Source organism: Vibrio sp. T13N (assembly GCF_032970445.1).
Lineage (GTDB): Bacteria > Pseudomonadota > Gammaproteobacteria > Enterobacterales > Vibrionaceae > Vibrio > Vibrio diabolicus.
The window spans coordinates 20,169-43,149 of sequence record NZ_JAWJYE010000010.1 but is presented as its reverse complement, the minus strand read 5'-3'; the positions used below and the strand labels follow the sequence as shown (position 1 = coordinate 43,149).

The following is a 22,981-nucleotide window of genomic DNA, read 5'->3' as shown; positions in this document are numbered from 1 at the left end:
AGTATGAATGCGAGCCTGCCGAAACTCGACGACCTTGACCGCGCAATATTAAAAACACTGATGGCTGACGCCAGAACGCCCTACGCAGAAATGGCAAAGCAGTTCGATGTCAGCCCTGCCACTATCCATGTGCGTATTGAGAAGATGAAATCGGCTGATATCATCGAAGGAACGGAGGTGATCGTAAACACCAAAAAGCTCGGCTACGATGTGTGCTGCTTCATTGGAATTAACCTAAACGCAGCTCGTGATTACCATTCCGCGCTAGAAAAACTCAACGCGCTCGACGAAGTCGTTGAAGCTTACTACACCACGGGCGCGTATAACATATTCGTCAAATTGATGTGCAAATCGATTGAAGAACTGCAATTTGTGCTGATTGATAAGCTGCAAGCCATTGATGAGGTTCAGTCTACGGAGACATTAATATCGCTGCAGAACCCAATTAACCGCAGTGTGAATCCGTGAATTTTTTATAAAAAATAGACAAAAAAGGCCAACCGAATGGTTGGCCTTAGTATTTTTGGAAAGACAGCGTGCGCTTACGCTGCAATACCAGAATGGCGCAATAGCGCATCAATTTGTGGTTCACGACCACGGAAGCGCTTAAACAGCTCCATTGGCTCTTCACTGCCACCCATTTCTAGGATGTTATTCAGGAAGCTTTGACCCGTTTCTTTGTTGAAGATGCCTTCTTCTTCAAAGCGAGAATACGCGTCTGACGACAGCACTTCAGCCCACAGATAGCTGTAGTAACCCGCGCTGTAACCACCAGCGAAGATGTGACCAAAGCTGTGCGAGAAGCGCGCCCACTCAACAGCTGGAACCACCGCGACTTTCTCTTTCACTTTCGCCAGCGTTTCTAAAACGCGTGCACCCACTTCTGGGTCGTATTCGGTGTGCAGAGTAAAGTCGAACAAACCGAATTCTAGCTGACGCAAAATGCCCATCGCCGACTGGAAGTTCTTCGCCGCGAGCATCTTATCTAGCATCGCTTTTGGCAACGGCTCGCCTGTCTCATAGTGACCAGAAATAAACGCCAGTGCGTCTTCTTCCCAACACCAGTTTTCCAGGAACTGACTTGGCAATTCAACCGCATCCCAAGGTACGCCATTAATGCCTGATACCGCGCCAGTTTCGACTTGAGTCAGCATGTGGTGGATGCCGTGACCAAATTCATGGAAAAGTGTCACAACTTCATCGTGCGTAAACAGTGCTGGCTTGTCGCCCACTGGACGGTTGAAGTTACACGTTAGGTAAGCCACCGGCGTTTGCAGTTCGCCAGAGAGCGTAATACGACGACCACGACAGTCATCCATCCACGCGCCTCCACGTTTGTGCTCACGTGCGTAGAGATCTAAGTAGAAACTGCCACGCAGTGCGCCTTCAGCGTCAAAGATATCGAAGAAACGCACAGATTCGTGCCAAGTGTCCACGCCTTCGCGCTCAGTAACTGTCATGCCAAACACGCGGTTTAGCACTTCAAACAGACCACTGACAACCTTTGACTCTGGGAAGTACGGGCGCAGTTCTTCATCCGAGATTTGGAACAAGTGCTGCTTTTGTTTCTCGCTATAGTAAGCGATATCCCACACATTCAATTCTTCAACGCCAAACTCACTTTTCGCAAACTGACGCAACTCTTCGACTTCACGTTCACCTTGCGGTTTCGCACGTGTCGCTAGGTCATTCAAGAAGCCCAACACTTGATCTGGCGTTTCGGCCATTTTCGTTGCTAACGATTTCTCGCTGTAAGTATTGAAACCCAACATGCGTGAAATTTCGTGACGCAGTCTCAGTTGCTCAGTAATGATTTCTGAGTTGTCCCACTTACCAGCATTTGGACCGCGATCAGAGGCGCGCGTCACATACGCTTCGTACACTTCTTTACGCAACTCTTGGTTGTCGCAGTACGCCATGACAGGTAGGTAAGATGGGATATCCAGCGTAATGAGGTAACCATCGAGCTCTTTTGCTTCTGCCGCGGCTTTTGCTGCTGCCAGCGCCGATTCTGGCATGCCAGCAAGGTCTTTCTCATCCGTGATGTGCTTGGTCCAACCCATGGTGGCATCCAGTACATTGTTAGAGAATTTAGAGCTGAGCTCAGACATGCGCTTGCTGATTTCGCCGTAACGGTGCTGCTCATCGGATGGTAAACCAATACCCGATAACTCAAAGTCTCGTAACGCATCGGTGATGGTTTTTTGTTGAGCGCGAGTCAGCGTTGCGAATGCATCACTGGCTTTAATCGCTTTGTACGCTTCGTACAGGCCTTTGTGCTGACCAACCCAAGTGCCGTATTCCGACAAAATTGGCAAACAACTTTCGTACGCTTCACGCAGATCTTCGCTGTTCACCACGGAGTTCATGTGACCCACTGGCGACCAAATGCGGCTTAAGCGGTCATCCGCTTCTTCAATTGGCGCAATCACACTGTCCCAAGTTGGGTGAGCATTATCTTTTAGAACTTCATCGATTTTCGCTCGGCAGTCAGCAATCGCTTGTTCAACGGCTGGCTTGATGTGTTCTGGTTTAATTTGAGAAAACGGAGGTAAGTCCGTAAACGTCAGAAGAGGATTAGACATGAATAATTCCTTTTGTGTTTTGACTCTGTGATTGCCTGTCTATTTTGTGTAGATAGGCCAACTCAATGTACAGACGAGCCAGCAACATGGATTGGGGGAGCTCCGTTCCCTTTCTCTATGCTGCGATGACCATATAGTCAACGAGCGCTACTCTGTCCTTGAGTCTTGTTATACCTAAATGAGATTTCACACTCTTTGAGCACGAGAAACTCACCTAGTTCAATTCGATTACCAATAGTAAGTGTGGGTGACTTAAAGAAATTTCAATAGCGTCCCCTTATCAGAGGAACAGATTTGATTGGAAGTTCTACATCTTTAAGTTACTTGAGTATAATACCGCCATAGAGTGAAAATCACAGACCACACTCAGCCAAAGAGTGTTTCGAGAGTTTAATTTGTTAAGTTACCGCCACAGCTTCCACGCTGGCAACCATGCCGACGTGGTCAAACACATCGTTCAAAGCCTCATTCTTGATGCGCTGAAACAAAAAGATAAGCCATTCGTTTATCACGATACCCACTCGGGTGTGGGCCGTTACGATCTGACTCACGAATGGTCTGAAAAAACGGGCGAATACAAACAAGGCATCGCACGTATTTGGGATAACCCAAACATTCCTGAAGACATCAAAAGCTACATCGATGCCATCAAAGTGCTCAACAACGGCGAGAAGCTGCGTTACTACCCAGGCTCACCACGTGTGGCGCGCGCGCAAATCCGCCCACAAGATCGCATGGTGCTGACCGAGTTGCACCCAGCCGATCACCCATTGTTAGAGCAAGAATTCCATCGCGATCGACAAGTGAGCATCTTCAAAGAGGACGGATTCCAACGCCTAAAAGCAAGCTTACCGCCACAAGAGCGTCGTGGTTTGGTGCTGATTGACCCACCATACGAGCTCGCGAAAGAGTACCGCGATGTAGTGCGCGCGATTCATCAGAGCCATAAGCGTTGGGCAACCGGTATCTACGCGATTTGGTACCCAGTGGTAAACCGTCACGACATCGAAGATATGATCGAAGGCTTGGAAGCACTCGGTATTCGTAAAATTCTGCAAATCGAGTTAGGTGTCGCACCCGATACCAACGAGCGCGGCATGACGGCATCCGGCATGATTGTGATTAACCCGCCGTGGAAACTGGAAAGCCAGATGAAAGAGATTCTGCCATTCCTGCAAGACGCGATCGCGCCAGCAACTGGCCACTGGAAAGTGGACTGGATTGTGCCAGAGTAAGCTCATCTGCACCGAAACCTTCTAGCGCAACGACATGCTCGTTGCGCTTTTTATGCTCTCACCTTCTCCCTCCAGTCGCGCTTATTCTTCTTTTTGTGCCTCTCATCGCTATTTGTCATAAGTATTGTCGCTTTTTCCCATTTAGGAATTAGTCGAATTAGATTTATGATAGTGGGATAACGGTGGCATTGAGTTCGGGCAAGGTCATCCCAATCTATCTATGTACCAGATAAAATTTATAAGCTCTTGGAGAAAGTAATGGCGACTCATTTTGACTATATCTGTATCGGTGGCGGCAGTGGCGGCATCGCATCTGCAAACCGTGCGGCGATGTACGGCGCGAAAGTTGCGCTAATCGAAGCTCAAGATCTCGGTGGTACCTGTGTCAACGTAGGTTGTGTACCGAAGAAAGTGATGTGGCACGGCGCACAAATCGCAGAAGCAATGAACCTGTACGCAGAAGATTACGGTTTTGATGTCGACGTGAAAGGTTTCGACTGGAGCAAACTGGTTGAGAGCCGTCAGGCGTACATTGGTCGTATTCACCAATCTTACGATCGCGTTCTTGGCAACAACAAAGTAAACGTGATTAAAGGCTTTGCTAAGTTTGTTGACGAAAAAACTGTCGAAGTAAACGGTGAACACTACACAGCGGATCACATCCTGATCGCGGTGGGTGGTCGTCCTACTATTCCAAACATTCCAGGCGCTGAATACGGCATCGATTCAAACGGCTTCTTCGACCTAGCAGAGCAACCAAAACGCGTTGCGGTTGTCGGCGCTGGCTACATCGCAGTTGAAATTGCTGGCGTGCTGCACGCACTAGGTACAGAAACGCACCTGTTCGTACGTAAAGAGTCACCACTGCGTAGCTTCGATCCAATGATCATCGATACGTTGGTTGAAGTGATGGAAGCAGAAGGCCCAACACTGCACACCCATTCTGTACCAAAAGAAGTGGTAAAAGAAACCGATGGCAGCCTAACTCTGCACCTAGAAAACGGTGAGAGCCAAAACGTTGACCAACTGATTTGGGCAATCGGTCGTCACCCAGCAACAGACGCAATCAACCTAGCGTCAACCGGCGTGGCAACCAACGACAAAGGCTACATCAAGGTAGACGAATACCAACAAACCAACGTGAACGGCATCTACTGTGTGGGTGACATCATGGAAGGCGGTATCGAGCTAACGCCAGTGGCAGTGAAAGCGGGTCGTCAACTGTCTGAGCGTCTGTTCAACAACAAACCAAACGCGAAGATGGACTACGATTTGGTACCGACCGTGGTATTCAGCCACCCACCAATAGGCACTATCGGTCTAACCACGCAAGAAGCGGAAGAGAAGTACGGCAAAGACAACGTGAAAGTGTACACCTCTGGCTTTACCGCGATGTACACCGCCGTCACTAAGCACCGTCAACCATGTAAGATGAAGCTCGTCTGCGCGGGCGAAGAAGAAACGGTTGTTGGTCTACACGGCATCGGTTTCACCGTAGATGAAATGATCCAAGGCTTCGGCGTTGCAATGAAGATGGGCGCAACCAAAGCTGACTTCGACTCTGTTGTGGCTATCCACCCAACGGGCTCTGAAGAGTTCGTAACGATGCGTTAATTGCGCGCTAATCGCATTGCTGATTTCAGCGAATCGTTTGAAAAGGTCATCTTAGGATGACCTTTTTTTGTTAGCCCATGCTTAACTCGCATTCTCCAATAACGTGCGAATAAACTCGGCTTTGATAGCACTCTCCTGCTTACCGTCATGAATCAGACACAAGTCTGCACGCAGTGACTCTTTCAGCTTGATAAAACGAATCCCATGCCAATGATGCTGAGAAAACGTCGACGGCACCAACGTCACGGTGTTGCTGTTTGCTACATACGCCATCAAGGTGCTTGGCTCCACCACTTGTTTGCCAATATGGGGTGAAAAGCCTTCTTGCAGGCAAGCATTGATGATGAAGTTTGCCGAGGCAGAATTCGCCAAACTCATAAACGCAAACTCACACGTCTTTAAATCTTGAAGCCGCAGCAAAGATTTGCTGGCTAACTCATGTTGCTCCGACACCGCCACCACAAACACATCTTTGCCCAAAGACACCGACTGATACGGATAAATGTTGAGTGCATCGGCAAAACGCACAATGCCCACATCGATTTTCTTCTCGCTCAGATGCTTCTTTTGCGTCTCTGGGTTAAGGTCAAAAATGTCGGCGTGATAAGTGTCATGCTCAGCATGGAAGCGCTGTAACAGACGATCAAATCCGCCCCAAAATGCGCTACTTACCACACCAACTCGCAAGATGTTTCTCTGGTTCAAACCCACTTGCTGCACTTGATTGAGCGAGACATCTAAGGTCTGAAAAATCAGTTGGCATTTGGACTCCAACAATCGCCCGGCCTCCGTTAGCATGACGTTTCTTGAATCACGCTCAAACAGTTTGACGTTAAGTACCTCTTCCAACTCTTTGATGCGATTGCTCAACGGCGAATTGGTGATATTGAGGTTCTCGGCCGCCTTAGTGAAATGCTTGGTTTGTGCGACCTCGTAAAAGTAACGCAGCATCTTCAGCGTCACGCGCTCAAATGGTTCTGACTTCATGCATTAGGTCCTAGCGAGTTTCATCATCCTCTTTTTAAGGATGATAGTAGCGAATAAAGCAAAGATAACCAGCGCAGAAAATCACACAATGGAATCAACACACAACCAGAAGGTGACTAACATGAATCACGATCCAGTAATCGGCGCGCTACAAACCATTCGCGAACGCAAACCAAACTTCCAACCTAAAGCGGCGTTTATTTTAGGCTCTGGCTTAGGCGTATTGGCAGACGAACTACAAGACAAAGTGGTCATTCCACACGAAGAGCTCGAAGGCTTTCCAGTTAGCACCGTGCAAGGCCACTCTGGTGAGTTGGTACTTGGTACCATGGGCGGCGTAGACGTAGTGTGCATGAAAGGTCGCGGTCACTACTACGAACACGGCTCAATGAAGGTCATGACAACGCCCGTGCGCACCTTTAAAAATCTGGGCTGTGAGTTTCTGCTCGTCACCAACGCGGCAGGCTCACTTCGCCCTGAACGCATCGACGTCGGTTCTCTGGTGGTATTTCATGACCACATCAATACCATGCCTGAGTCGCCAATGATCGGTCCGAATGATGAAGAGTACGGCCCGAGATTCTTCAGCCTCGCCAATGCGTACGACAAAGACCTGCGCGCAGAAGCGTTTGAAGTCGGCAAAGCCAATGGTATTCACCTCAATGAAGGCGTGTTTGTCTCTTACACAGGCCCCAACTTTGAGACCGCAGCCGAAATCCGCATGATGCAAATCATCGGTGGTGATGTAGTGGGCATGTCGGTCGTGCCAGAAGTGATTTCTGCGGCGCATTGCTGCTTACCCGTATTGGCAGTGTGTGCGATCACCAACATGGCAGAAGGCTTGGGAGATGTAGAATTGTCTCACGCCCAAACATTGAAGTGCGCGAAGCTAGCCGAAGCAGATTTCATTCGCTTTATTAAGCGCTTTATGAAGCATCACTTCTAAAGCCGTTTCATTCCCAAAAGCAAAAGGGTCATCAAGTAACTTGATGACCCTTTTTTGTGTCACGTTTTCTAACGTTCGGGGGGATTTCGGAGCCGTTTGTGCGTTTTACTTAACTGCACGAACCAATTCAGCAATGCCTTCCCAATCGCCGTTGTCCATCATTGCGGTTGGCACCATCCACGTACCGCCACAAGCTACAACCGATTTCAGCGCTAGGTAATCTTCCACGTTGGATGGGCTTACGCCACCTGTTGGCATGAATTCCACTGGGTAAACCGCCGTGAGTGCTTTCAGCATGTTTACGCCGCCTGATGGCTCAGCAGGGAAGAACTTCAACGTACGCAGACCCATTTCCATCGCTTGCTCAACCAAGCTTGGGTTGTTTACACCCGGTACGATAGTCACGCCACGTTGCTGACAGTATTTCACTGTGGTTGGGTTGAAGCCTGGGCTAACGATAAAGTCCACACCCGCTTCGATGGCGATATCCACTTGTTCTGTGGTCAAAACGGTGCCCGCGCCAATCAACAATTCTGGGTACGCTTCACGCATGATGCGAATCGACTCCGCCGCCGCGTCGGTGCGGAATGTCACTTCCGCACATGGTAAACCGTTTTCTACCAACACTTTTGCCAGTGGCAGAGCGTGTGCTACGTCGTTGATTGCGATAACTGGGACGATTTTGATTTCTCTTAATCGTTGTTCAAGTGTTGTCATGGGAACCTCTAAAGAATAAAGCTTAATGTTGCGACGATAATAAACGCGATACCGCCAAGTAACGTTTCCATTACCGTCCAAGTTTTTAACGTGGTTTTCTCATCCATCTCAAGCAGACGAGATACCAACCAGAAACCAGAGTCATTGAAGTGAGACAGTACCGTTGCACCACCCGCAATCGCGATTACGATAAAGCAAAGGTCTAGTTCACTCAAACCTGTTGATGCAGCCACAACTGGCGCGATAAGAGCCGCCGTAGTGGTTAGCGCTACCGTTGCCGAGCCTTGAGCAACACGCAGACAGGTTGAAATCACAAACGCCGCCACAATCACAGGCATACCTGTGTCTGTAAGAACGTCAGCCAGTGCATCACCAATACCGCTTGAGCGCAGTACGCCGCCAAACATGCCACCTGCACCCGTTACTAGGATAACACCACAGATAGGAGCCAATGACTCACCACACAATTTTTCTAGTTTTGCCATGCCGTAGTCTTTGGCAAACACAGCCAAACAGACAATCAAAGTAATCAGCAACGCAACTGGGGTTTTACCTAGCATACGTAGGAACTCAACCAGTGCCGTTTTGCCATCAATCACACCCGCAACCGCCAGTGTGTTCAATACCGTATCCAAACAGATTAGCAGGACTGGCAGCACAAGGATGGTCATAACCGTGCCAAATTTTGGTGCGTTGCGCTCATCCACCATCGCTTCGCCATTAAAGAAGGCTTTAGATAGTGGAATATCGAATTTTTTGCCCGCGTACAAGCCAAATAAGTAAGCGCCAAGGTACCAAGTTGGAATAGCCACCAGAATACCCACCACCAATAACAGACCGATGTTTGCGCCAAGAAATTCTGCCGCTGCAACCGGACCTGGGTGTGGTGGAACAAACGCGTGCATAACCGCAAAAGCACCAGCTGCAGGCAACGCGTATTTAATTGGTGAGCCACCAAAACGAGCCGCCACACTTAGGATGATTGGCATCATCACTACAAGGCCAGCATCGAAGAAGATTGGGAAGCCAAACAGTAATGAAGCGACGCCCAAAGCAAATGGTGCGCGCTCTTTACCAAAGCGACCAATCAAAGTGTCTGCCAGCACTTTCGCACCGCCAGTCACTTCAAGAATTTTACCGATCATCGCACCAAGACCAACCAGCAATGCCACGGAAGCCAGTGTGCCGCCGAAGCCGCCCATCATGGTCGATACGACTTTCTCAGAAGGAACGCCAGTGGCGATTGCTGTGCCTAAACTCACCATAGTAAGGGAAGCAAAAGCATGGACTTTCAGTTTAATGATCAGAACGAGTAACGCTGCAATGGCAAGGCCTGCAATCGTCAGTAGGAACGTAGGATCTGGGGCTTGGGTTAATTGCTCCATAGGTTCACCTTTAAGAATTATTGTTTGTGTTATGGTTCACATTTATTTCAGTTACCGGTAACATGTTACCGATAACATGAATAAGATAAACCCATATTTTAAAGTGAATTCAAAAATTGAGATCACGCGCAAATTTGGTTATGAGGATAAGTTATGGCTGGTAGTAGTGTCATCGTTATGGGCGTTTGTGCTAGTGGTAAAAGCACAATTGGTGAGCATCTAGCGAAAAAGCTAGGGCGTAAATTCATTGATGGTGATGATCTTCATCCACGAGCGAACATTCAGAAAATGGCATCGGGCCAGCCTCTGAACGATGATGATCGCAAGCCATGGCTAGAACGCATTCGTGATGCGGCGTACAGCCTAGAAAGCAAAAACGAACACGGCATTATTGTCTGTTCAGCACTGAAAAAGATTTACCGCGATCAGATCCGCGAAGGCAACGACAACGTGACCTTCCTGTTCCTTGATGGCGATATGGAGTTGATCCTTAATCGCATGCGTATGCGCAAAGGCCACTTCATGAAAGAAAACATGGTGAAGAGCCAATTCGAGACGCTAGAGCGTCCAGACAACGAGCCTCAAACGCTGATCGTCAGTATCGAAGGAGACATCAGCGACGTGGTGGAACGCTCTGCTACTGAGCTAATCAAAATGCAAGCGATCGAGGTGGCGTAATGACTCACTCTGTTGTTCTTGAGGTCACACAACGTTTGACCGAGCGCAGCCGTGAAGCGCGCGCTGCGTTTCTTGCTCGCACCGAAGTGCAAGCCGAAGCTGGCAAAGGCCGTGTTGGTTTATCTTGTGGTAACTTAGCCCATGCAGTCGCCGCTTCTTGCTCTTCTGAAAAGAAAAATATTCTCGATTTTACTCATGCCAATGTCGCGCTGATCAGCGCCTACAACGACATGTTGAGCGCCCACCAGCCGTACCAAGACTACCCAGCGCAAATCAAACAAGTGCTGGCGGACTACGGCCATACAGCGCAAGTCGCAGGTTGTGTGCCAGCGATGTGCGATGGGGTGACCCAAGGTCAAGCAGGCATGGATATGTCGCTGTTTTCGCGAGACTTAATTGCGCAATCAACGGCGTTGTCTTTGAGCCACAATGTCTTTGATGCCACATTACTGCTTGGCATCTGTGACAAAATCGCCCCGGGGCAACTGATGGGCGCGCTGTCTTACGCACATCTACCAACGGCGTTTGTGCCAGCGGGTCTGATGGCAACGGGCATCAGCAACGAAGAGAAAGTCGACGTGCGCCAAAAATACGCAGCGGGTGAAGTCGGCAAAGACGCCCTGCTGGATATGGAGTGTCGCGCTTACCACTCTGCGGGGACGTGTACGTTTTACGGCACCGCCAATACCAACCAGTTGGTGTTCGAAGCCATGGGCTTGATGCTGCCAGGCTCGGCATTCATTCATCCCCATACCCAACTGCGTAAAGCGTTAACCGATCACGCGGCTCTGAAAATCGCCTCAATGACGGCGGGTTCTGCACACTTCCGTCCGCTGGCCGAGGTGGTCACAGAAAAGAGCTTGGTCAACGGCATCATCGCTCTACTCGCATCTGGCGGCAGCACCAATCACACCATTCATATGATCGCCGTGGCGCGTGCTGCTGGCATCTTGCTCACGTGGCAAGACATCAGCGATCTGTCGGATGTGGTTCCTTTGTTAGCTCGCGTTTACCCGAACGGCCCAGCCGATATGAACGCGTTCCAAGATGCGGGGGGCGTGCCTGCGTTATTACACCGCTTGAACCAATCCGAGCTTTTGCATCGCGATGTGAAACCCGTGTTTGGTGAATTTGAAGATCAGATGACGCTACCGAGCCTTGTCGATGGCCAACTGACTTGGACACCGTGCCAAGGTAGCCAAGACAGTGACGTGATCGCCAAACCGGACGCCACTTTCCAAAACACTGGCGGCACTCGCGTACTGACTGGCAACTTAGGCAAAGCCGTGGTGAAAGTGTCTGCGGTGAAAGAAGAGCAACGCGTGATTGTGGCACCTGCGATCGTATTCCAATGCCAACACGAAGTGGAAGCCGCGTACAAACGTGGCGAGCTGAACAAAGACTGCATCGTTGTGGTCACACACAACGGCCCAGCGGCAAACGGCATGCCTGAACTGCACAAGCTGATGCCAATTTTAGGTAACGTGCAGAAAGCGGGCTTTAAAGTGGCGCTGGTTACTGACGGTCGTTTATCTGGCGCGTCAGGTAAAATTCCGTCTGCGATTCATGTTTCTCCAGAAGCCATTCGTGGTGGCGCGATTGGTTTGGTGCGCAACGGTGATTTGATTCGCCTTGATTGCCAAACAGGCGAACTGAACAACTTAAGCGACACTACTGATCGTGAGTTGATTCATTTCGATACCGAATCTACCCAACAAACATGGGGACGAGGCTTGTTTAGCGTGATCCGCCAAAACGTCTCTAGCGCAGAAGAAGGCGCAAGCTTCATTGTGTAAGCCAGAAAAACAAAAAGAGCGGAGTTTGATACTCCGCTCTTTGTATTTGTCTTCGTTGTTTTTGTTTGGCTTGATTAAGCCGTCTTCATCACCACGACCGCAGCAATCACCACAAAGATACCAAACCAGCCGATTGGCTTGAGTTTCTGTTTAAACAGCAAGGTTCCACCCACTGCGGTACCCAAGATACCGATCGCGCCCCAAGAGGCGTAAGCAATGGCTAAGTCGATCTCTTTCACCGCTTGCGCCAATAGCGTGAACGCAGCCAGTACCAACACAATCGCGGCAATGCCCCAGCCTTTGTATTTAAAGCCGTGAGAACGTGTGAGCGCCATATTGGCCACGATGTCGACCAAGGCAGCCATCACGACAAATCCAAATGACATCGTAAAAAATTGACTCATGATTCACACCTTACACTTGTAGAAAATGAACGTTCTTTTGCCAGTTTATCGGCGTTTTTCTTGGTGTTAGATTGACCGTGTGACTCACCTAAAGTCACACAAACGATGCCGATGACAGCTAACATCAAACCAAGCAGCTCTTGGGTATTTAAGTCAGAATCAAACAACACGATTGAAACGACCGTGATCAATGAGATACCCAACCCTTCCCAAACAGCGTATGCCACGCCGATAGAAATCTTTTTCGCAGCAATCGAGAGGAAGTAGTACGACACCGCAATCAATAGGTACATCACGATGTAGCCCAACCATCCATGACCTTGTCCGATAAAAGACATGGTGCTGGTGCCTGCTACTTCGGCAACGATGGCGAGCAATAAAAATAGACGTGCAACTAGCATGATGAATCCTCCATCAGAAATTAAAAAACTGCATAACGGAGAATGGTGAATGTCACGCATCTATATCGACATTCAAAAAGTTAAAAAGATAAAAATGAGCCACTTCTCCTGACTATTTTAGATAAGGTTAGCGCTGAGCAGGAAAAAGAGACAGGTAATTGAGATATTCATTTTTGAATATCTATAGGATCGAGTTGTCTATGTAATCACACATTTTCTTCATGGTTAAATTGTGCAGAGAATCTCGTTGACGAGAGACAATAATCAGTCGTCACTGTGCGAAAATTAATGGCGTCTTCAGAGTTTGGCGTACCACTTTATGTAAGTGTCGGTGCAAAGGATGGTTGCGATTGGTTTGTAAGAAACCGCCAGAGACGACAAACTGGCTAAACTCACGGTTGACCAAAGGCATCGCGTAAGAGTCCAGCTCCGGCATCAATACTGCTGAGCTTTGACTGGCATACATAATCGCGTCGGTTTCTTGCAACATTTGGCACGCCACACGCAAATTATAGGATTTCAGTAACACCACAGGCTCATAGCCCATACGACGATATTCGGACTCCACGGTACAAAGTGGTTTATACGAGGCGGGCGCAGGCAGAGACACCAGAGGCAGTTTGGAGACCGTGTCCCAATCATTGCTGACTTTCGACAAAGTCGGGTGGTTTTTACGTGCCAAAATCACCCGTTTTTCAACAAACAACGGACGCATATAAATGTCTTTCGACAGCTCGGTCTCTTGGTCTAGAATGCAGTAATCGTGCACACCCTCTAACATTTCATCGTGCGAGTAACTGTTCCAACTGGAAAAGGCAAAGTGCGCTTTGGGAAAGGCTCGATGGCAGCCAGTTAGCAATCGCTGCCCTTGCTCATCCATCAAATAAGGGTCGGTCACAATCGCGATCTGCCCTTGGTATTGCAGTGGGTCGAACACTTCAAACTCTTGCACCACTTTTTCCAGTGGTGCAATCATGTTGTCGAACTCGGCGGCGAGACGTATCGCCATCGGTGACGGCTCAACCCCATGCGCTTTACGCACAAACAGCGGGTCATCAAACACTTGCTTGAGCTTCATCACGCCGCGGCTGGCGCTCGGTTGAGAAATGCCCAACTGCATCGCGGCCAGCTTGATGCTGCGGTTTTCCACCACGGCCTTTAATAAACGCATTAAGTTGAGATCCAATGCATCCAGCTGATGTGCCATACCCTAACCTGCTAATACCATTGATGAGCGAATACAGAGAGCGGATAACTGCGAGTTAAACACTCTCTCCTGAGGTAATTTGATACCCCATATCAACCACTTTTTCTTCTTGCGCTTCACCTTTCAGACGCGCGATCAAAAGCTCTGCGCTCTTTTCACCGATTTTGAAACGCGGTGTATCGACGCTAGTCAGTTTCGGGCTGATGGTTTGACCAATATCCAGCGCGTTATAGCCCACAACCGCCAGCTGCTGCGGAACTTGAATGCCACGTTGTTGCGCGCTCAGCATAGTCCCTATCGCGATGTCGTCGTTGGTACAGAATACGCCATCAAGCGTTGGGTGAGTTTCTAGCGCGCGTTCAAGCAAATCATGCGCTAAAGAGAAGCTAGAGTGATCACCCGTTAATACGTGCTTAGGTTTTAGCCCTGCTTCCGTCATCGCGCGATCATAGCCTTGCATACGCAGCTTGGTTCGCGTATCCAAACGCGCCCCAAAATAAACGATTGTACGCTTACCTGAATCTAGCATCTGCTTAACCGCCGTGTACGAGGCATCTTCATGATCTAGCCCAACCGCCATATCAATCGGCTCTGGTGGTAGTTCCATGGTTTCCACCACAGGGATCCCTGCATTTTTTATCATTTGCAATGTACGCGGCGTGTGATGGCTTTCAGTTAGAATAAGTCCATCGACCTGATAAGAGAGTAATGATGCGATCTTGCGTTCTTCTTCAAGCTCATCGTAGCTAAAATGCGCTAAAAGCGTCTCATAGCCATTGGCTTTGGTCACCATCTCGATGCCCTGAACAAAGGAAGCAAAAATTTGGTTGGACAATGAGGGCAGTAAAATACCAATGGCTTTACTGGACGACTTTGACAACATAGCGGGGGCGCGGTTCTCGATGTATCCCATCTCTTCAATCGCAGTCGCAATCTTGGCCCGAGTCTTTTCTGCCACCGATTCAGGGTTACGCATATAACGTGAAACCGTCATCTTCGTGACACCAACTTGGTCTGCGACATCCTGCAATGTCGTGCGAGTTTTCTTATTCTGTTGAGCCATAAATATGTGATTTATCAGTAATGTTACAAGTAACATTATGACGAATAGACTCTCTGCCGACAAGCTCAGTGAAAATAATTCGCAAAATCATGATGTTATTATTCTATTAGCCACCAAATTGCGTTTCATACATTGTGAGTCAAAGCCGAATAAATAAATGACATTTATATCAAAGTTCTTATAAAATGCCGTACCTAAAAGAATAAGACATTAGGCACAGTGCAGTTAGGCTCTAGCGAAACCCAGATTTACTATCACTTGCTTGATCTGGACGACTCCCAAAAGCAGCAATACCTCCAAGCATTGCAACAAAGTCAACCTGAGCTGTATCAACAACTCGTTCCTCTTTTAGCCCACGAGACACCTGAAGAACAACTAACGCAGTTACTTTACTTTGGTGCTCACCAGGCTACGAACCGAGACGTCGATCTAAGCGGAGAAGTCATCAGTAAGTATCGCCTAACTCATGAGTTGGGTCGCGGTGGCATGGGTGTCGTTTACGCCGCCCTACGTGCAGATGAAACGTTCGAACAAGATCTGGCCATCAAGTTTATTCAAAGCAATTTGAGTAATGTGCTGGGACAACGTGCACTCTTCGATGAGGCACAACTGCTCGCGCGCCTAAACCATCCGTACATAGCGAAAGTGTTTGATGGCGGCCTTCATCAAGATTCAGTTTACATCGTGATGGAGCGGGTATTTGGTCAAACCTTAGATGAATACCTGTCAGAAAATAAGCTGGAAAAGACGGAAAAACTGCTGCTGTTTAAGCAGATTTGTCAGGCGATGGAGCACGCCCACCAGCATCATGTTTTGCATGCCGATCTAAAACCAGAAAATATACTGATCGATCGTAGCAAACGACCCAAACTGCTCGACTTCAACTTGACTCAAAAAGCGCACTCCACCCGAGAGGGAGCACCCTCGGCACTGATTGCGTTTAGCCAAAATTTTGCCAGCCCTGAGCAGCAGGCAGGACAAGTACTGACAGAGCAAAGCGATGTTTATTCATTGGGCAAAATCCTCGCGTTGATGTTTCCGTCACCAGCGGTTTGGTCTGATGTGTATTGGGTGATAAGACGGGCGACGCGTCCAGCCACCCAAGTGCGATACCCAGATGTGCGAGCGCTACGCATTGATATCGAGCGAATTATCGAATGTCGCCCTATCGAGCAGAAAAAACACTGGCCTTTGTATAGCGCCTTTCGCTTGGTGCAACGGCGCCCTCTTGCTTCTGCATTGTCAGGCATCATCGTGCTATCAGGTGTGCTATTTGGCAGCGCCATGATGCAAAAGAATATCCAACTGCAACAAGAGAAGAAGATTGCAGAAGATATGATGTACGAAATGACTCGCCTTATCTTCCACGCGAAGGGGCAGAATGTCGAACACCTCTCAGTGAGCTCCATGATGGAGTTAACACGAAGGCGGATACTCTCTAATCCAGATATCCCCAAACACATAAAACAAAAAATGTTGTTGGCGATGATGACACCGGTGCCAAAGAAGCACCTAACTACTCCAATGAGTTGTCAGCCAAATTGTGCGTCTGAGGACAGCACCAACCAATAAGGCTTAAAACAAGATGTATACACGTTCAGTGGTATTTTGGCTGTCTGCATTGACGGCTACCTCCACGTTAGCAGCAGACACTTCTGCTGCCACTTCACACCCGCCCACTTCAACCTTGAAGCAAGGCTACTTTATCGATGCGCCAGTGACTGGCTTGTATTACAAAACCAGTTCCAATATCACTGGCGTTACCCAACAAGGGGCATTTCACTACCAACCTGGTGATGTGATTAGCTTCTTCCTTGGCAACGATGATAAGGGTTATCTGCTGACAACCTTATCGAGCCAAGAAGTGCTTACACCGACGATGGCAACAACCAAACCCAGTCGTAGCATCAATATGACGCGTCTGCTGCTCTCTCTCGACAGCACGCCTGAGAATCGTAAGGAAATTGTCTTAGCCAACCGCGTGTTGTCTGATGCTCGCTTTCAAAACCAGCTCAAGGGCCTTGACCTCAATTATCTGGATGACGCCAAACGTCACCTCAATCTCGACTGGGTATCTGTCGATGAGGCAATCGAGCACCTAAACGAAAGCCAGCAGTACATTGAAAAAAACTTTGCCTCAGATGAGATCATCTTCGAACCTCGCGGCATGACGTTCAAAAACATCGTGATCAAAAAGAAAGATTGGCAAGGCCGAGCTTGTGCTTACGACTTACGTTATCAACATCATCCTAAATATCGCCCTCCGTTTGGTGAAACTCGATTCACCATCACCAAAGATTCATTGATTGAGCATCCAAGCATTGGCGATCATTTTCAAGGTTGCTTCCTCTCGATGAAGCGCCCTATCACGGAAGATGTTGTCGAACCGATAAGCAAGTTTGCGGATTGGTTTAATATCGTCGGTTGCTCAATCACTGGGTGCACCCGCAACGACTTGAATGGTTTCTCTCTCGAAGACTTTGATGATGAAGGCGACTGGAAATACCGCTCCGTTGCACTCAACTTTGATCCAAGTACTGAGCTACTGATGGAAAAAGTACAAGGCCTTGGGCGTAAAAAAAACATCCACCACCACAATCGTACAGAAATGCTGTGGTTTACCTACCCCAACACGAACGAACACGACATCGACTACCTCGGGGTATGGCAGCAGACCCAATACCACCAGCAGTCCATGACACAATCGTGCCTATTGATGCGCCACCAACAAGTCATGCGACTGCCGCACAATGCAGACACCTGTCCAACCGACGCAAGCCTATACACACAAGATGTCACCCAAGAGTATGCGGACATGTGGTGGGTCAACAATGACGAACCCAAAGCCGAGCTTGCGCAAATGAATGTCATGGTACGTTGGTCAACGACCCCTGCCGAAATCAATTACACCACTTGGGAATATTTGCCCGCTGGCACAACTTGGGAACAAGGCATTTTATATCGCTATCAACAAGATGTTCTCCGCAACCGAGACGGCTCTGATCGCATTGAAACCCACACCATTTCTGAATTTGTCAAAGTGAGCGAGGATGTATAACCATGGCAACAGCAGTAGCACTGACACAAATCATTCAACAATGGCAATCTGGTGATAAACAAGCTGAGAGTGAGCTTTACCAATTTGCGTATTTGCAGTTACGTAAGATCGCCCAACACGAGCGTGAACGAAACGCGGAAAAGTACGGCACCGACAACAAAGTATTGGCCGATAGCGTCAACAGCACCACGGCATTAATTCATGATGCTTACCTGAAGATGTCCAACTGCGACATGAGTGAAATTGAAACAAAACGTGATTTCTTTTTGATGGCCGCCAAAGTGATGCGTCAAATCTTGATCGATAACGCACGCTCGCACCAAGCACAAAAGCGTCAACACATCACATTGATGAGAGATGAAGAAGATCGCTTCGAACAATTGATCATCATGGATAAAGCGCTGGATAACTTCAGTAGCCGTTACCCACGCCAATCAAGTGCACTCAAACTCAAGTATTTAATGGGAATGAAAAACCAAGAAATCAGTGAACTGCTCGAGTGCAGCGCAAGCTTAATAGAGAAAGACCTAAAATTCTCTCGCAGCTGGTTGCAATCACGAATGGCGCACGCGTAATGAGAAGCAAAAAGTTTTGGATAATCGGCGCAATCTGCGTTGGTTTGCTCGGCGTATACTGCATGTCAGACGAATCCAACTTGGCATCAGCGGCGGACTCATCAGACAGCACGAGCCAATCAACCACGCGAACACATCGTCAATATGAGCGCACATCTTTAGTTGAAGTAAAGCAAGCGTTGACAGGTTCTGCGTTGGAGAACGCCCACACAAAAGACGGTGATGACGCCTTCAATTCTGCCATTTTAGGACAACCAGGGCCAATTACGAACCCATTTCATACTACAGAAGACGGCTCTTTTTACGACTCGTCATTGGGTTATGAAGACAGCCGCTCAAAAGAGGACCCATCAGAGAACAATAAACCCATCATCAACCTCACGGTGGAACAACAGCTACAAACCATTATTTATGCTTGGGAGCTCAACCAAAACTCTCCGATTAGCTACTCGCTCAATCTTAACCAACTGTTTGAAGACCCGGATGGTGATCTCCTCACCACTCGGATTTGGCTCGAAAACGCCAATGGATTAAGGGTGCTAAACCAAGGACAAATGATGGTGCTAGGTGCACCAGAGAAGATTAAAACCACCACATACCTGGCGGTAGCGGCGCGTGATGATTACCACGGCGACAGCGACCATGCGTGGGTCACAACACGTTTTGAGTTGCCTGTTGTCACTCCAGGTCACAATGACACGGAACACCCGTTAATTGGCGGCATTGTCTATCGCTTGGAGACGACGCAAAACCTTGGCGGTACCGCGTACGCGTATGAAGTGGTTTATTGCGAAGCGTTTCAGTTTGAGGATGACGAGGTACGTTATGCCGCCTCAAACAACAAACACCAGTGTCCTGAAAAGGGAGACTTAAAAAAGGTGGGTGAGTACAAAATCAGTGATGACTCGTTGATTGTTTATGTCCATGGCGTACGCCAAATTTGGACCACCAAAAAAGTATACGCATCTCAGGTTCATAAAGAGACTCAGAACTATTTCACCACCGTATTTGATGGCAAACAATTCGAAAGCTACACCATGCAAAAAAACAAGCAATCGATGGAAAAACGCATCAATGTCCACACTGGTGAGTACGAATATCAAGGAACGTTGTTTGACTACCTCTTTCCCATTTCAGGAGGAGGTTATATAAACGGGACTGCTAGCAACTACATATTTGATAGAAGTGTTCAGGGTAACGAACCTGTGCACAAACTGGACTCTGATCTCAATATGAAATCAAACCAACATGACCTATTTTGTCATGATTATTTATTTTACTGGTACAGCTCTATCGTAGCGGGGCGAGGAGAGTTTGCCGATATTATCTCTAGCTCAATGGATTTTGACGGCATAACTCCAATACATTGTGCTGAATGGCCAGATGATTACTGGCAACGAACATTTATGTTTTACAACCTTGAATACACAGATTACGACATATTCATTCCAGGCGAAGTCTACAGTTATGTGCTTAAACCTCACCCTCAATTTGCTGATCGCGTTGAGGAATTTAAGATCAACATGATTTATCACGCCCCAGTCCTTACTAACACCCAATAAACCTTTCTTTACAGATGGTTATTTTGACAAAACAATCATCCCAAAAACAAAACTGGAACCGTGATCAAATTATCAATTTTCCATCATAGACAAAAAATAGAAATAAATTTTACGGGTTTTGTGCGGTTTTTCGTGTCTTGAACCTAGGCTCAATAGTCATTAAAAAGACACCACTCTCTTCAATCTCACTAGTGAGATTGAAAGATAAAAACAATAAAAAAGCGACTTTCTCATTCGGAAACGAAACAAGGACAAATGAATAATGAATAAGGTGAGTTTATTAGCAGCGTCAGTGGCTATCGCTCTTACTGGCTGTGGCGGTTCAGATGGTGGTTCAAACAGTGCTAACAACGGTGTTGTGATCACTGGCTTTGACGGCTACTTCAAACATGCAGTTGTTTTTGAAGATACGAACAACAACGGCCAATGGGACACTCAAGAAACATTCCTTGGTCTGACCGATGAGAAAGGTCAGCTTAAATTGGATGCAAAACCAGAAAACACTCTAGCACTGCAGACCATTACACCAAACGGTGCAAAGCAGAAACAGCTTATCGCTTTGGATGCTAAAGAGTACGCTGGCAAATACACGGTTGATATGGATCATCCAGGCCAAGCCATGGCCCACGAAATCGTGTTCCGTGCACCAACATCGTCAAACGTGATTTCACCTATCACAGACCTTGTTGCGATTGAAATGGCAAAAGATCCATCCATTAGTGAAGAAGACGCAAAAGCCAAGGTAAACCAAGCGCTAGGAGGCTCAGAAGAAGCACCAATTGATCTGTACAGTGATTTTGTTGAAGGTGCGACAAAAAACGCCGAACTACATAAAACCGCTCAGATTCTGACCGACTCAAAAGCGCAAAACCCAGCTAACTACGAGAAAAAGGCCACTGAATTTGCTCAAGCGGCAAACCAAGAAGTCGATCGTCTTATCGCATCCGGCGAAAACATCAATGATGCAAGCCTACGCCCAATCATCACTGACGCGACCCCAAATAGCGACAACTTAGCACCTGAAACGGCAATCAATAACAAGCTAACCGTAAACGAAACCATCGAAGAATCGGCTGAAGATAAGCTTGGCAAATTACCAAAAATCGTACAAGGCGCAGGCTTTGATGGCGTTGAACTAAACATTGAAGGTCTTTTCACAGACAAAGACCAAAACCTTGTGACAACCAAACTGACGCACAACTTAGCAGGCACAGGCATTGAAGTTGCGCAAACTGGAAATCTGATTGTTCTATATCCGACTGCTATCGTAGAAAAAGCTGGTGATTTTGAGATAGTCCTAACGGCGCAAGACATTGATTCTTCAGGTAAGGTTTTGGGTACGGTAAGCACCGTATTTAAGTTCGAAATCGAATCGGCAAACTTACCACCAACGGTTGTGGAAACAGAACAAGCGCGTCTACAGTCCATCGTTGATGGTTGGTACCTACAACAAGGTGAAGTATTTGAACAAACGCTCGATATTTCTAGCTTGTTCCAAGATAAAGACGGTCATATCACCGACTACTCAGCGGACTATGTGGACATTGAAGGTCTAACAGTATCTGAGGATGGCAATGCGATTGTCACCATTAAAGGCACACCGACAAAAGCGAGCGAAGCTGGTGCAGCACTTGCGATTAGCGCAACAGATGGCCATACCGCGGTACAGATTGCGCTCAGCATGCCAACGGTTATCGAAGGCGTCACGCCACCACCAGTAGTGCCGACTTTGGGCTTCACTCACGAGCACTTCAACGGTCAAGAGTGGAAAATGGGTAGCTTTGCACAAAAAGACGGTGAAATTGGCTACGCCATGCTGATGCAAGACTCTGAAGGCCTACTATTCTGCTGGGGCTCAAACCATGATGAGATGAATCAAGAGTACAAAGCGAGCATCAGCGACTTCCTAGAAAACACATGGGAACACGATGCCTACGCTATTCTTTCCGATTTGGACCAACAAACTGGTTACGCGGAATACCACAATAAAGGCTGTAAAGACGTCGAGCTGAAAGACGGCAAGCTATACAACAGCTACGGCGAAGAGTATGAAATGCTGTACCAGCACAAAACCGAGCATAACGGCACTCAGATGATCGTTAAAATCTCAGATGATGAGCTGTTCTGGATGGATTCAAGCAATACACCATTTGCAGAATCACTTTCGGTTGCAGAACACATCAAACACGGCACGGTAGAGCATGACTTGATGGTAGAAAGTAAAGGCTCGGGCGACGACAAAGTCCTGAAATACTCGTCAGGTACGTACGAGTACGACGCTTATACTTACAACTACACGTCGTTCATGCCAACAGGATTCCAAACTCCAGGTAATTGGGAAATCCAGAATGATGAAGGCCGTGAGCTGCTGATTCTAAAAGAAACAGGCTCAGAGTCAGATTACAAAACTCGTCATCGTTACATCAACCGTGATTTTGGTGACTTCTACATCGGTATTCGTTGGAGTAAAGAGCAAAACGGTCATGAATCCGCGCCGGAATATGGTCTGTACTCTCACAACAAAGAAGCCATGACAAGCATCGCGAGTTCACTCCCGATTTTGGAGCCTGGCGATGATGACTAAAGCAACCATCGTTAACCCTTGCTGTGATAGCGTGCATTTGCGTAGAAGACGCAGAACGCTTTGGGAACGCTTGGTCGGCATCAAAGAAGTGTATATCTGCTCCAACTGTCACAAAGAAACGCCACTCAAATAGCGATAATATTTGAGACCGCAAAAAAGCCCCGAACTCGGGGCTTTCTTCTAT

20 protein-coding genes are annotated in these 22,981 nt (G+C 47.9%); 12 read left to right on the top strand and 8 right to left on the bottom strand.

Annotated features, from left to right (window positions below):
• Nucleotides 1-3 precede the first annotated feature (3 nt).
• On the top strand, nucleotides 4-468 hold the full coding sequence (gene asnC, locus R2S67_RS16470) for a transcriptional regulator AsnC (RefSeq protein WP_005394393.1): 465 nt from the start codon (nucleotides 4-6) through the stop codon (nucleotides 466-468).
• Between the two features lie 74 nt (nucleotides 469-542).
• On the opposite strand, the gene prlC is transcribed toward asnC, so the two are convergent.
• Nucleotides 543-2,585: an oligopeptidase A gene (gene prlC, locus R2S67_RS16465; RefSeq protein WP_317345768.1), complete on the bottom strand. Its 2,043-nt coding sequence runs from the start codon at nucleotides 2,583-2,585 to the stop codon at nucleotides 543-545.
• A 395-nt stretch (nucleotides 2,586-2,980) separates the two neighbouring features.
• Between prlC and R2S67_RS16460 the strand changes: the two genes are divergently transcribed.
• Both R2S67_RS16460 and gorA read left to right on the top strand, forming a co-directional pair.
• Nucleotides 2,981-3,820 (top strand): 23S rRNA (adenine(2030)-N(6))-methyltransferase RlmJ, encoded by an 840-nt coding sequence (locus R2S67_RS16460; RefSeq protein ID WP_005394390.1) that lies wholly within the window; start codon nucleotides 2,981-2,983, stop codon nucleotides 3,818-3,820.
• Nucleotides 3,821-4,078: 258 nt separating this feature from the next.
• The gene (gene gorA / locus R2S67_RS16455) at nucleotides 4,079-5,434 is read left to right on the top strand and encodes a glutathione-disulfide reductase (RefSeq protein WP_317345766.1); all 1,356 of its coding nucleotides are present in this window, start codon (nucleotides 4,079-4,081) and stop codon (nucleotides 5,432-5,434) included.
• An 81-nt stretch (nucleotides 5,435-5,515) separates the two neighbouring features.
• Here the strand turns inward: gorA and R2S67_RS16450 are convergent, their stop codons facing one another.
• Nucleotides 5,516-6,421, bottom strand: a complete 906-nt coding sequence (locus tag R2S67_RS16450) for a LysR family transcriptional regulator (protein ID WP_005379156.1) — start codon at nucleotides 6,419-6,421, stop codon at nucleotides 5,516-5,518.
• Between the two features lie 121 nt (nucleotides 6,422-6,542).
• On the opposite strand from R2S67_RS16450, the gene xapA reads away from it, so the two are divergent.
• Nucleotides 6,543-7,367, top strand: coding sequence for a xanthosine phosphorylase (gene xapA / locus R2S67_RS16445; protein WP_317345757.1), 825 nt, complete (start codon nucleotides 6,543-6,545; stop codon nucleotides 7,365-7,367).
• Between the two features lie 105 nt (nucleotides 7,368-7,472).
• Here the strand turns inward: xapA and R2S67_RS16440 are convergent, their stop codons facing one another.
• Together R2S67_RS16440 and R2S67_RS16435 are read right to left on the bottom strand one after the other, a co-directional pair.
• Nucleotides 7,473-8,084, bottom strand: coding sequence for a bifunctional 4-hydroxy-2-oxoglutarate aldolase/2-dehydro-3-deoxy-phosphogluconate aldolase (locus R2S67_RS16440; RefSeq protein ID WP_317345755.1), 612 nt, complete (start codon nucleotides 8,082-8,084; stop codon nucleotides 7,473-7,475).
• 8 nt (nucleotides 8,085-8,092) lie between these two features.
• Entirely contained in the window at nucleotides 8,093-9,469 is a 1,377-nt protein-coding gene (locus R2S67_RS16435) for a GntP family permease (protein ID WP_012841240.1), read from the bottom strand.
• A 153-nt stretch (nucleotides 9,470-9,622) separates the two neighbouring features.
• On the opposite strand from R2S67_RS16435, the gene R2S67_RS16430 reads away from it, so the two are divergent.
• Both R2S67_RS16430 and edd read left to right on the top strand, forming a co-directional pair.
• Nucleotides 9,623-10,147: a gluconokinase gene (locus tag R2S67_RS16430; RefSeq protein WP_317345748.1), complete on the top strand. Its 525-nt coding sequence runs from the start codon at nucleotides 9,623-9,625 to the stop codon at nucleotides 10,145-10,147.
• Complete coding sequence (edd, locus tag R2S67_RS16425) at nucleotides 10,147-11,943, top strand: phosphogluconate dehydratase (protein WP_226421425.1); 1,797 nt, start codon at nucleotides 10,147-10,149, stop codon at nucleotides 11,941-11,943. The genes R2S67_RS16430 and edd overlap by 1 nt, the downstream gene beginning before the upstream one ends.
• Nucleotides 11,944-12,017: 74 nt before the next feature.
• Here the strand turns inward: edd and R2S67_RS16420 are convergent, their stop codons facing one another.
• The 4 genes from R2S67_RS16420 to R2S67_RS16405 all read right to left on the bottom strand — a co-directional run bounded on the left by R2S67_RS16420 (nucleotide 12,018) and on the right by R2S67_RS16405 (nucleotide 15,018).
• The gene (locus R2S67_RS16420; RefSeq protein ID WP_317345746.1) at nucleotides 12,018-12,347 is read right to left on the bottom strand and encodes an SMR family transporter; all 330 of its coding nucleotides are present in this window, start codon (nucleotides 12,345-12,347) and stop codon (nucleotides 12,018-12,020) included.
• Nucleotides 12,344-12,748, bottom strand: coding sequence for an SMR family transporter (locus R2S67_RS16415; RefSeq protein WP_256964885.1), 405 nt, complete (start codon nucleotides 12,746-12,748; stop codon nucleotides 12,344-12,346). The genes R2S67_RS16420 and R2S67_RS16415 overlap by 4 nt, the downstream gene beginning before the upstream one ends.
• Before the next feature lie 271 nt (nucleotides 12,749-13,019).
• Complete coding sequence (locus R2S67_RS16410; RefSeq protein ID WP_301605205.1) at nucleotides 13,020-13,955, bottom strand: LysR family transcriptional regulator; 936 nt, start codon at nucleotides 13,953-13,955, stop codon at nucleotides 13,020-13,022.
• Between the two features lie 55 nt (nucleotides 13,956-14,010).
• A complete protein-coding gene (locus R2S67_RS16405) occupies nucleotides 14,011-15,018 on the bottom strand; it encodes a LacI family DNA-binding transcriptional regulator (protein WP_256954510.1) in 1,008 nt (335 codons plus the stop codon).
• Between the two features lie 219 nt (nucleotides 15,019-15,237).
• Between R2S67_RS16405 and R2S67_RS16400 the strand changes: the two genes are divergently transcribed.
• The 6 genes from R2S67_RS16400 to R2S67_RS16375 all read left to right on the top strand — a co-directional run bounded on the left by R2S67_RS16400 (nucleotide 15,238) and on the right by R2S67_RS16375 (nucleotide 22,930).
• Nucleotides 15,238-16,590 (top strand): serine/threonine-protein kinase, encoded by a 1,353-nt coding sequence (locus R2S67_RS16400; RefSeq protein WP_047009360.1) that lies wholly within the window; start codon nucleotides 15,238-15,240, stop codon nucleotides 16,588-16,590.
• Nucleotides 16,591-16,603: 13 nt separating this feature from the next.
• Nucleotides 16,604-18,076, top strand: coding sequence for a chromosome partitioning protein ParA (locus tag R2S67_RS16395; RefSeq protein ID WP_317345742.1), 1,473 nt, complete (start codon nucleotides 16,604-16,606; stop codon nucleotides 18,074-18,076).
• A gap of 2 nt (nucleotides 18,077-18,078) precedes the next feature.
• Nucleotides 18,079-18,651, top strand: a complete 573-nt coding sequence (locus R2S67_RS16390) for a sigma-70 family RNA polymerase sigma factor (protein WP_005394366.1) — start codon at nucleotides 18,079-18,081, stop codon at nucleotides 18,649-18,651.
• Nucleotides 18,651-20,213, top strand: coding sequence for a hypothetical protein (locus R2S67_RS16385; protein ID WP_317345739.1), 1,563 nt, complete (start codon nucleotides 18,651-18,653; stop codon nucleotides 20,211-20,213). Before R2S67_RS16390 ends, R2S67_RS16385 begins: the two co-directional genes overlap by 1 nt.
• A 262-nt stretch (nucleotides 20,214-20,475) precedes the next feature.
• Nucleotides 20,476-22,797 carry an acid phosphatase gene (locus R2S67_RS16380; protein WP_317345737.1) on the top strand — a complete coding sequence of 774 codons (2,322 nt, stop codon included), beginning with the start codon at nucleotides 20,476-20,478 and terminating at the stop codon, nucleotides 22,795-22,797.
• Nucleotides 22,787-22,930 (top strand): hypothetical protein, encoded by a 144-nt coding sequence (locus R2S67_RS16375; RefSeq protein ID WP_012841245.1) that lies wholly within the window; start codon nucleotides 22,787-22,789, stop codon nucleotides 22,928-22,930. The genes R2S67_RS16380 and R2S67_RS16375 overlap by 11 nt, the downstream gene beginning before the upstream one ends.
• The last annotated feature ends 51 nt before the right edge of the window (nucleotides 22,931-22,981 follow it).